Below are 9443 nucleotides of genomic sequence, written 5' to 3'. Positions count from 1 at the left end.
CGACGCACAGTCGCGATTCGCAAGGCCATCATCGCGACTGTGCGTCGCTCCTACGAGACTGCTTTACATTTGCCGGGGTGACCACCAGTTTAATGATCGTTAGGCCTACGCCTCCGTTCTTAATATTGCCTATCCGTGAGAACTTTCGGATCGATTTAAGCGGACATGGCGCGCGATTGTTCAGTGAATAAAAGTAACGTTCGCCTGAACGCCATGGATTCAATATCTAAAAATTAAATGTAGATATGTATTTTTAGCATTAAAGTTAAATGACCGGCGCTGATATAGTTATTTCATTTGACGATTTAGAGGCATCGATAGGCATGAATTTACTGTATACGGCATCCGGTTTTGCGGTTGGGTTGTTGGTGGGCATTACCGGAGTGGGAGGAGGGTCGTTGATGACGCCCTTGCTGGTGTTTTTGTTCGGATTTAAACCGGCGGTGGCGGTGGGCACCGATTTGCTGTATGCGGCCATTACCAAAACGGCCGGTGTTTTCGTCCATCACGGCAAGCACCGTTCGGTGGAATGGCACATCGTGGGATGGTTGGCGCTGGGTAGCTTGCCTTCCGCCGGAATCACCCTGTATGTTTTGAAAAATCTGTTGGCGGTGGGCAAGGAAATTACCGGCATGATTACCTTTACGTTGGGTATTGCCTTGTTGCTGACCGCATTTGCCTTGTTGGTGCGCAGTGTTTTATTACGGTTGTCCGCCAAGCAGTCGGTAATCGATGACGAACACAGTTCGTCGGATAATAGCGGCCGCTTTTCGCCGCGCTGGGAAAAAGTGGCGACGGTGGCAACGGGCATGGTTTTGGGTGTGTTGGTTACATTGTCTTCGGTGGGGGCTGGCGCGCTGGGTACCGTGGCATTGTTGTTTCTCTATCCGCGCATGAGCACGCTGAAGGTAGTGGGTACCGATCTGGCTCACGCCATACCCTTGACCGCCGTGGCGGGTTTGGGTCACATGAGTCTGGGCAATTTTGATCTGGAATTACTGGGCAGTTTGTTGCTCGGCTCCGTACCGGGTATCTGGGTAGGTAGTCATTTGAGCGCCAGGATTCCGGAGTATTTTCTACGCCCGGTGCTGGCAACGCTGTTGTTGGTGATTGGAGTCAAATTTGTACTGCAGTAAAACCAAATTGCCGTAATATTTTGATGAGGCCATGGCTGGCGCGGAAAAATTGAACAGCGGCTAAATTCTGCTTTCCCTTCTCGCTCCGGGAGAAGGGACTGTCTCGATATTCACGATACGCTCTTGAAACGTGGGCGAAGCAATTCGTATTCCTGGAATTTGTGCAAAGCCAAATCCCGGTTGCGCCGATTCAATCGGAATCCGCTTCAGGCGCCCGTTTCGGTTTCCTTGTCGTCGTCCGCCGACATATCTGAAATCTCCTTCAAGCGTTCCACGGCTTTAAAGTTGATGCTGCCTTCCGGGTACTGGCCGTCGGCGTTCATCGTGCCGGCGTCTTGCCCCATTAACAAGCTCAGGGTTTCGTCGACGTTGGAAACAGTGTAAATGGCGAACAAATCTTGCTCGACGGCCGCGATGACTTCCTGTTTCAGCATCAGATTCGACTTGTTCGACGCGGGGATGATGACGGCCTGCTTGCCGGTCAGGCCGCGCGCCGCGCACAGGCTGAAGAAGCCCTCGATTTTTTCGTTGACGCCGCCTATGGCCTGTACTTCGCCGTATTGATTGATGGAGCCGGTCAAGGCCATGCCTTGATCGATGGGAATACGGGTCAAGGCGGAAATCAGGCAGCATAATTCGGCCAGCGAGGCGCTGTCGCCGTCGATGTGGCCGTAAGATTGTTCCATGGCGATGCTGGCGGAAATGGCCAGGGGAAATTGCTGAGCGTAGCAATGGCCGAGATAACCGCTCAAAATCATCACGCCCTTGGAATGGATGGGCTGGCCCAGTTCCACTTCGCGTTCGATATCGACGATACCGCGCGAGCCGGGATGTACCGTAGTGGTGATGCGGGCCGGCGCGCCGAAACTGCTGCCGCCGATGTCCATGACGGTCAGGCCGTTGACCTTGCCGACGGCCGTGCCGTCGGTGTCGATCAGAATGGTGCCATCCAGCATTTCTTCCAGAATGGCTTCGGCGATGCGGCCGTTGCGTTGCTCGCGCGCCGACAGCGCCAGTTCGATTTCGGTTTTGTCTATGCTGCCGGCCTTGGTTTGGCCGGCCAGCAGGTTGGCTTCGGCAATGATTTCCAGACACAGGTTGACGTGGGCCGACAGGCGGTTCTGGTTTTCCGCCAGCCGGCAGCTGTGTTCTATCAGGCGTAGCAGGGCTGCGTCGGTCAGCGGTTTGGCGCCGGAATCCCGCGCCTGCGTAATCATCAATTGGGTGAATTGGGCGATATGATCCGGCGTGCGCTTGATATGGTCGTCGAAATCGGCCAACACCCGGAACATCTCGTTGAACTCGCTATCCAGCTCTTCCAGCAGGTAATAAATGTCACGCGAGCCGACCAGAACGACTTTGACGTTCAGAGGAATCACTTCAGGTTTCAGCGTGATGGTATTGATGCCGAGTTCCGAATACGGCGATTCGATTTCGATTTTGCCGGCTTGCAGTGCCCGCTTCAAACCTTCCCACACGAATGGATAAGTGAGAATTTTCTCCGCATCCAGTATCAAATAGCCGCCGTTGGCCCTATGCAACGAACCGGGGCAAATGCGCCGGTAATTGGTGACCAGGGTGCCTTGGTCGCTGACATATTCGATGCGGCCGAACAGATTTTGATAAATCGGATGCGGCTCGTAAATTACCGGCGCGCCGGCGGTGTCGTGTTTGCAGTCGACCAGTATATTGGGCAGATACTGCTCGGTCAGCATCGCCCGCTTGGCCGGACTTTCCCGGCTTTCCTGATTGCGGCCGGGCATTAAAAAGTTGCTGATGGTGTTGCCGAGGTTTTTCTCGACTTCGGCCAGATAGGTAATGACGTCGTCAACGTTTTGGTATTTGCCGTTGAGCTCGCTGAACAGGGGTTCCAACGCCAGTTTGATGGTATCGGTATCCAGTTGCCGCAGTTCTTCCACCAGGGTGCGGCGCCATTGCGGCAGCTCCAGCAGCACGTCGCCCAGATATTCTTCCAGTTCTTCGGTGTGCTGATGAAAGGCATCACGCTCGGCTTGCGGCAAGAGAGTAAATTGTTCTTCGTCCAGCGCCTTGTCGTTGCTGATAGGCAGGAAGGTAATGGTGTCGCTGTCGCGGTAAAGAGCCACGCTCATGGCGCGGGCCTTGGTATCGACCAGATCGATGGCGGCGTTGTAGCGTTGGTTGAAGCGGCGTTCGATGGCTGTTTTTTTCTGTTGATAACTGGGGCTTTCGAAGGCGGCCGGAAAGGTGGCCAGAATATTGTCGATCAGTTTCTCGATGTCTTTACTGAAGGCTTGGCCTTCGCCGGACGGCAATTCCACGGCGACGGGTTCGCGGGAATTTTCGAAATTCTCCACATAAGCGTAAGACAGTGGCGATTCCTGTTGCTCGGCATGACCATTTAAGTAATGACTGACCATGGACAGGCGGCCGGTGCCCGGTTCGCCCATCACGAAAATATTGTAGCCCGGTGCCTTCATGGCCACGCCGAATGCCAATGCGGCTTGAGCGCGGGTCTGGCCGACGATGCCGCGAGCCCGGGAAATTTGGCCGGGTGTGAGCTCGCACAGGTCGAGCGCCAGTTTCAAGGCCGATGGCGGCAGTTTTAAATGTTCCAGCATGGGAGAGTGTTATTTTTTGTCCGGCATTTTCAGGATATGGCGCATGCGTTCCACTTTGGTTTTCAAATAGCCGAGATTGTCGAGATGGATGTGGGTTTCGATGGGAATGCGGTCGTTGACCTGTATGCCCAACTGGGTCAATTCGTCGATTTTATGCGGATTGTTGGTGATCAGCGCAATCGAATGCACTTGCAAGCTGTTCAGGATCAACGCGGCGATGTCGTATTCGCGCTCGTCGGCCAGATGGCCCAGTTTGATGTTGGCGTCGACGGTATCCAGGCCTTGGTCCTGCAGATTGTAGGCTTGCAGCTTTTTCAACAAGCCGATGCCGCGGCCTTCCTGGCGCATATAGATCAGCACGCCGAAACCGGTCTGGTTGATCAAATCCAGCGCCATATCCAGCTGCTCGCCGCAATCGCAACGGCGGGAGCCCAGCACGTCGCCGGTAAAGCACTCGGAGTGGATGCGCACCGGCACGTTGTCCTTGCCGGCGACTTCGCCCTTGACGAAAGCCACGTGTTCCTTGTCGTCGAGGTTGTTGCTGTAGTAGTGCAGGATGAATTCGCCGTGCTTGGTGGGAATCCGGGTTTGAACTTTATCTTCTACGGTTGCTTTCACAGATGTTGAAATCCTTGCTGCGCGGTTTTAACGGCAAAAGCCGAGCCTTTCTCAATCGTCTCCAGGGAAACGATTGAGAAAGGCTCCAGGCCCGAGTGTTTGGCTTTACGCTGATAGCGGCGTTTGTCTTTATAAACCTGGGTCTTATTGAACTGGTGGGCAAATTTTGCCACCGGATTTTTCAAGGACAGCTCGTTCAAGCCCTTGGCTTTGTTTTGTTTTCTCATGCTTTTTTCTCCATAAGCTATTAAAATGCCAATTTATTTCGAACCGTTTATTTGAACATAGATTGCCTGTGAAATTCCAGAAAGACTTTGATGTGATCGTGGTTGGCGGCGGCCATGCCGGTACCGAGGCGGCCCTGGCGGCTGCGCGGACCGGCGCGCAAACCTTGTTGTTGTCGCAAAATATCGAAACTCTGGGGCAAATGAGCTGTAACCCGGCCATAGGTGGCATAGGCAAGGGGCACCTGGTCAAGGAAGTCGACGCCTTGGGCGGTATCATGGCGCAAGCCATAGATAAGGGCGGGATTCAGTTCCGGATTTTAAACGCCAGCAAGGGTCCGGCGGTGCGGGCGACGCGGGCGCAGGCCGATCGCATGCTGTACAAACAGGCCGTGCGCGCGGCCTTGGAAAACCAGCCCAATCTGGCGCTGTTTCAGCAAACCGTGTCGGATTTGATCGTGCAAGGCGATAGGGTAACCGGCGTCAAAACCCAAATGGGACTGGAGTTTAACGCCAAGGCGGTGGTGCTGACCGCCGGCACCTTTTTGGCCGGTCGCATACATATTGGTCTGGAAAATTATAGCGGCGGCCGGGCCGGCGACGCGGCGTCGATTGCGCTGGCCGAGCGTCTGCGCGAGTTGCCGTTTCGGGTCGGCCGCCTGAAAACCGGCACGCCGGCGCGCATCGATGGCAGAACCATCGATTACAGCAAATTGCAGGAACAGCACGGCGACACGCCGCTGCCGGTATTCTCGTTCATGGGCAGCCGTGAACAGCATCCCCGGCAAATCTGCTGCCACATCACCCGCACCAACCAGCAAACCCACGATATCATTCGCTCCGGTCTGGATCGCTCGCCGATGTATTCCGGCATCATCGAGGGCGTCGGCCCGCGCTATTGCCCGTCCATCGAGGACAAGGTGGTGCGTTTTGCAGACCGCGATTCGCACCAGATTTTCGTCGAGCCGGAAGGTTTGACCACCAATGAGGTTTATCCGAACGGCATCTCCACCAGTCTGCCCTTCGACATTCAATATCGCTTCATTCGCAGCATGCTGGGCTTCGAAAACGCCGAAATCGTCCGTCCCGGTTATGCGATTGAATACGACTTTTTCGATCCGCGCGACTTGAAAACCTCGCTGGAAACCAAGCACATGCGCGCTCTGTTCTTCGCCGGCCAGATCAACGGCACTACTGGATACGAGGAAGCCGCCGCGCAGGGCTTGATTGCCGGCTTGAATGCCGCCCGCCTGGCGCAAGGTCTGGAAAGCTGGTGTCCTGGTCGGGAAGAGGCCTATATTGGCGTCATGATAGACGATCTGATCACCCGAGGTACCGCCGAGCCCTACCGTATGTTTACCAGCCGCGCCGAATACCGGCTGCAATTGCGCGAGGACAATGCCGATCTGCGCTTGACCGAACAAGGCCGCGCAATGGGTTTGGTCGACGATGCGCGTTGGCGGCGGTTCGAGGAAAAACGCGAAGCCATTGCCAACCTGCAAGGCAAGCTGGCCAAAAAATGGATCAGGACGGAAACCGACGAAGCCGCGCTGGCCGAGCAATTGTGGGGAAAGAAGTTGTTGAAGGAAGCCAGTCTGATGGAGATGCTGCGGCGGCCGGAAGTGGATGTCGACAATCTGCTGCGTTTCAGTGGCGAAACAGAAGTCGACGAACAAGTCGCCGAACAGGTGGCGATCCAGGCCAAATATGCCGGTTACATTGACAGGCAGCAAACCGAAATCAACCGCGCCCAACGCTACGAGCATTTGAAGCTTCCGGATAATGTCGATTACAGCCTGGTGTCCGGCTTGTCGAACGAAGTCAGCGAAAAACTCAAAAAACAACGGCCCGAGACTTTGGGACAGGCGTCGAGGATTCCCGGTATCACTCCGGCGGCGATTTCGTTATTGTTGGTGCATTTGAAAAAGAAAAGCGCTTGATGGAAGACTGCCGTGAAAATCTGTTGCAAGGTCTGGCCGCATTGGGCTTGTCGGTTGACCAAGGGCAGCGGGAGGCGCTGGTGGGTTTCATCGCACTGATAGCGAAATGGAACAAAGCCTATAATTTGACCGCCGTGCGAGACCCGCTGGAGATGGTCAGCCTGCATATATTGGATAGCCTGGCCATTTTGCCGCATATCAAGACGCCGAGTGTCGCCGATATCGGCACGGGGGCCGGTTTGCCAGGCATTCCGTTGGCCATCTGCAGACCGGATTGCCGTTTCACCTTGGTCGATTCCAATTCCAAGAAAACCCGTTTCGTGCGGCAGGCGGTGCTGGAATTAAAGTTGAAAAACGTGGAAGTGGTGCACGGCAGGGTGGAACTATTCAAGCCGCAACAATTGTTTTCCACCGTTATCTGCCGAGCCTTTGCGGGCATGCGGGATATTTTAACCCTGACCGGTCATTTGTTGGCCGATGACGGCCTGTTGCTGGCTATGAAGGGTCAAATTCCCAAGCAGGAATTGGCCGAGTTGAGTCTGGATTACACTGTGGTTCCCTTGCTGGTGCCGGGCATAGAGGCCGAGCGCTGTTTGATTCTATTGGAGAGACAAAAGCATGGCTAAGATTATCGCGATTACCAATCAAAAGGGTGGCGTGGGTAAAACCACCACCAGCGTTAATCTGGCGGCGGCTTTTGCCGCAACCAAGCGTAAAGTGTTATTGGTGGATTTGGACCCGCAAGGCAATGCGGCCATGGGCTGCGGTGTTAACAAGGAGGAAATCGAATATTCCAGTTGCGAGCTGCTGTTGGAAGAGGTGCCGGTTTCCGAGATCATCATAAAGAATAAATCGTTGGGTTTTGATCTAATTCCCGGTAACGCCGACCTGACCGCCGCCGAAGTGCAATTAATGACGGCACAACACCGGGAGCGGCGTCTGGCCGACGCCCTGTTGCCGGTTAAGGAAAATTACGATTACATTCTGATCGATTGCCCTCCGTCGCTGAATATGCTTACCTTGAACGCCATGGTGGCGGCCAACAGCGTATTGATTCCGATGCAGTGCGAATATTATTCGCTGGAAGGTTTGTCGTCGTTGATGTCGACCCTGCGCAACATCCGTGATACCGTCAATCCCGGCTTGGTATTGGAGGGTATTTTAAGAACCATGGTCGACAATCGCAGCCGTCTGGGCAAGGATGTGTCCGATCAATTAATCGAATATTTTGGCGATAAAGTCTTCAGAACCACCATTCCCAGAAACATCCGTCTGGCCGAGGCTCCAAGTCACGGGGTGCCGGTGATGACCTACGATAAGGCTTCGCGCGGCGCGGTGGCCTATATTGCCCTGGCCGGCGAGATGATCAGAAAAGAAAAAGCGGCGAAAAAATGATGCAAAAAAAACGTGGTTTGGGGCGCGGCTTGAGCGAATTATTGGGCGATGTGGCCGCCGCGCCGACCCCGGAAAAAACTCACAATGCGCATACCCTGCCCATCGAATTCTTGCAAAGAGGCAAATATCAGCCGCGCAAGGACATGGATCCGGAAAAGCTGAAGGAGTTGTCGGATTCGATTGCCGCCCAGGGCATTATTCAACCCGTCATCGTGCGCAAAATCGCCGCTGACAAGTATGAAATCATAGCGGGCGAGCGGCGTTGGCGGGCGGCTCAGCTGGCCGATTTGAAAGAAGTACCGGTGTTGGTCAAGGATATAGACGACAGGACGGTGATGGCAATAGCCTTGATAGAGAATATCCAGCGCGAGGATTTAAACGCTTTGGAAGAAGCCGAAGCCTTGCATCGTCTGCAGGACGAATTCGAACTGACGCATCAACAAATCGCCACGGCTGTCGGAAAGTCGCGTACCACGGTGACCAACTTGCTCAGGTTGTTGGAGTTGGCCGCCGAAGTCAAGCATATGCTGGGAAAAGGTCTGCTGGAAATGGGTCACGCGCGGGCATTATTGGGCTTGGACGAAGCCAAGCAGATAGAAATTGCCCAGAAGGCGGTCAAGCAGGGGTTGACAGTGCGCGCCGTCGAAAAAATGGTTCGCGAGCAAAACGAAATAAAGCCCGTCGCGGTAAAAAGGGTCGATCCGGATACTTTGCGCTTGCAACGCGAATTGAGCGAAAAAACCGGAGCAAAGGTCGAGATCAATCACCTGGACAACGGCAAGGGCAAGTTGATATTCAGCTATACCAGCTTGGAAGAGCTGGAAGGCATAATCAGAAAAATCAATTAAACAACGGTCCTTGAGGTAAAAACAACATTATCCATAGGGTAGTTGCGGGCTTTGTGGGGTTTGTTACATGCAAGCTTATTTAAGATCTTATTAAAATCAATGACTTATTGGATGGCATGTAATTTGTAGTACAGAACTGGGATTAGGTGTGGGTGCAATCGTGGCCAAACGACATTTGACCGCTTAAGCCGGAGCGAAAGCTGGCTATATCAGCTGGCTTAACACCCCCTTAAAACCTGCTTCCTTGCTTTAAGACAGTGTGCTGGATATAATCGCAACGCTTAACAGTCGAGGGGTACAAAATGGCAGTCGAAAATCAATTTTCTACTGTCGGGAAAATATTGTACGCGCAAGTCCTGATGGCCGCTTTGGTGGCGTCGGGCTTTTTTATGATGGGCGGTTGGAAATACTTTTTATCGTCCGTTCTTGGTTGCGGAATTGCGCTGCTGCCTAATGGTTATTTTGCATTCAAGATATATCTTGCCAGACAAAGAGAGCCGCAAGGTATCCTGAATGCGTTTTACAGTGGCGAGGCCGTTAAATTCATTCTGACGGCGGCATTGTTCGCCATTGCGTTACAGATCCCGTCTGTTGATTTTTTGATATTGCTGGCTGGCTATGCGGCAATGTTATCGGTTTTTTGGTTCGCGCTGATTTACTGGCGCGATTAGTTTTTATTGCG

At 53.8% G+C, this 9443-nt stretch carries 9 protein-coding genes; 6 read left to right on the top strand and 3 right to left on the bottom strand.

The window, feature by feature from the left end; genetic code table 11:
* Positions 1-323 precede the first annotated feature (323 nt).
* Entirely contained in the window at positions 324-1136 is an 813-nt protein-coding gene (locus NP590_RS08385) for a sulfite exporter TauE/SafE family protein (protein ID WP_256601876.1), read from the top strand.
* Positions 1137-1342: 206 nt separating this feature from the next.
* On the opposite strand, the gene NP590_RS08380 is transcribed toward NP590_RS08385, so the two are convergent.
* Genes NP590_RS08380 through NP590_RS08370 form a run of 3 tightly spaced genes read right to left on the bottom strand, consistent with a single transcriptional unit; the run spans position 1343 to position 4581 of the window.
* A complete protein-coding gene (locus NP590_RS08380) occupies positions 1343-3736 on the bottom strand; it encodes a Lon protease family protein (RefSeq protein WP_256601875.1) in 2394 nt (797 codons plus the stop codon).
* Between the two features lie 9 nt (positions 3737-3745).
* Positions 3746-4354: a GTP cyclohydrolase II gene (ribA, locus tag NP590_RS08375; RefSeq protein ID WP_256601874.1), complete on the bottom strand. Its 609-nt coding sequence runs from the start codon at positions 4352-4354 to the stop codon at positions 3746-3748.
* Positions 4351-4581 (bottom strand): DUF7230 family protein, encoded by a 231-nt coding sequence (locus NP590_RS08370; RefSeq protein ID WP_256601873.1) that lies wholly within the window; start codon positions 4579-4581, stop codon positions 4351-4353. The genes ribA and NP590_RS08370 overlap by 4 nt, the downstream gene beginning before the upstream one ends.
* Before the next feature lie 68 nt (positions 4582-4649).
* Here NP590_RS08370 and mnmG point away from each other — a divergent pair, with 68 nt between their 5' ends.
* From mnmG to NP590_RS08345, 5 genes are all read left to right on the top strand, one after another.
* Positions 4650-6518 carry a tRNA uridine-5-carboxymethylaminomethyl(34) synthesis enzyme MnmG gene (mnmG, locus tag NP590_RS08365; protein WP_256601872.1) on the top strand — a complete coding sequence of 623 codons (1869 nt, stop codon included), beginning with the start codon at positions 4650-4652 and terminating at the stop codon, positions 6516-6518.
* Positions 6518-7144, top strand: a complete 627-nt coding sequence (gene rsmG, locus NP590_RS08360) for a 16S rRNA (guanine(527)-N(7))-methyltransferase RsmG (protein ID WP_256601871.1) — start codon at positions 6518-6520, stop codon at positions 7142-7144. The genes mnmG and rsmG overlap by 1 nt, the downstream gene beginning before the upstream one ends.
* On the top strand, positions 7137-7913 hold the full coding sequence (locus tag NP590_RS08355) for a ParA family protein (protein ID WP_256601870.1): 777 nt from the start codon (positions 7137-7139) through the stop codon (positions 7911-7913). The genes rsmG and NP590_RS08355 overlap by 8 nt, the downstream gene beginning before the upstream one ends.
* The gene (locus NP590_RS08350; protein WP_256601869.1) at positions 7910-8761 is read left to right on the top strand and encodes a ParB/RepB/Spo0J family partition protein; all 852 of its coding nucleotides are present in this window, start codon (positions 7910-7912) and stop codon (positions 8759-8761) included. Before NP590_RS08355 ends, NP590_RS08350 begins: the two co-directional genes overlap by 4 nt.
* A 302-nt stretch (positions 8762-9063) precedes the next feature.
* Positions 9064-9432, top strand: a complete 369-nt coding sequence (locus NP590_RS08345; RefSeq protein ID WP_256601868.1) for an ATP synthase subunit I — start codon at positions 9064-9066, stop codon at positions 9430-9432.
* Positions 9433-9443 lie beyond the last annotated feature (11 nt).

This window comes from Methylomonas subterranea, from assembly GCF_024505185.1.
Lineage (GTDB): Bacteria > Pseudomonadota > Gammaproteobacteria > Methylococcales > Methylomonadaceae > Methylomonas > Methylomonas subterranea.
This window is presented reverse-complemented; position numbering and strand designations above follow the sequence as displayed.

Bases quoted from the DNA above. Each gene is read 5' to 3' on its own strand.
- NP590_RS08385 (WP_256601876.1), top strand. From the start codon at position 324: ATGAATTTACTGTATACGGCATCCGGTTTTGCGGTTGGGTTGTTGGTG.
- NP590_RS08380 (WP_256601875.1), bottom strand. From the start codon at position 3,736: ATGCTGGAACATTTAAAACTGCCGCCATCGGCCTTGAAACTGGCGCTC.
- NP590_RS08370 (WP_256601873.1), bottom strand. From the start codon at position 4,581: ATGAGAAAACAAAACAAAGCCAAGGGCTTGAACGAGCTGTCCTTGAAA.
- rsmG (WP_256601871.1), top strand. From the start codon at position 6,518: ATGGAAGACTGCCGTGAAAATCTGTTGCAAGGTCTGGCCGCATTGGGC.
- NP590_RS08355 (WP_256601870.1), top strand. From the start codon at position 7,137: ATGGCTAAGATTATCGCGATTACCAATCAAAAGGGTGGCGTGGGTAAA.
- NP590_RS08350 (WP_256601869.1), top strand. From the start codon at position 7,910: ATGATGCAAAAAAAACGTGGTTTGGGGCGCGGCTTGAGCGAATTATTG.
- NP590_RS08345 (WP_256601868.1), top strand. From the start codon at position 9,064: ATGGCAGTCGAAAATCAATTTTCTACTGTCGGGAAAATATTGTACGCG.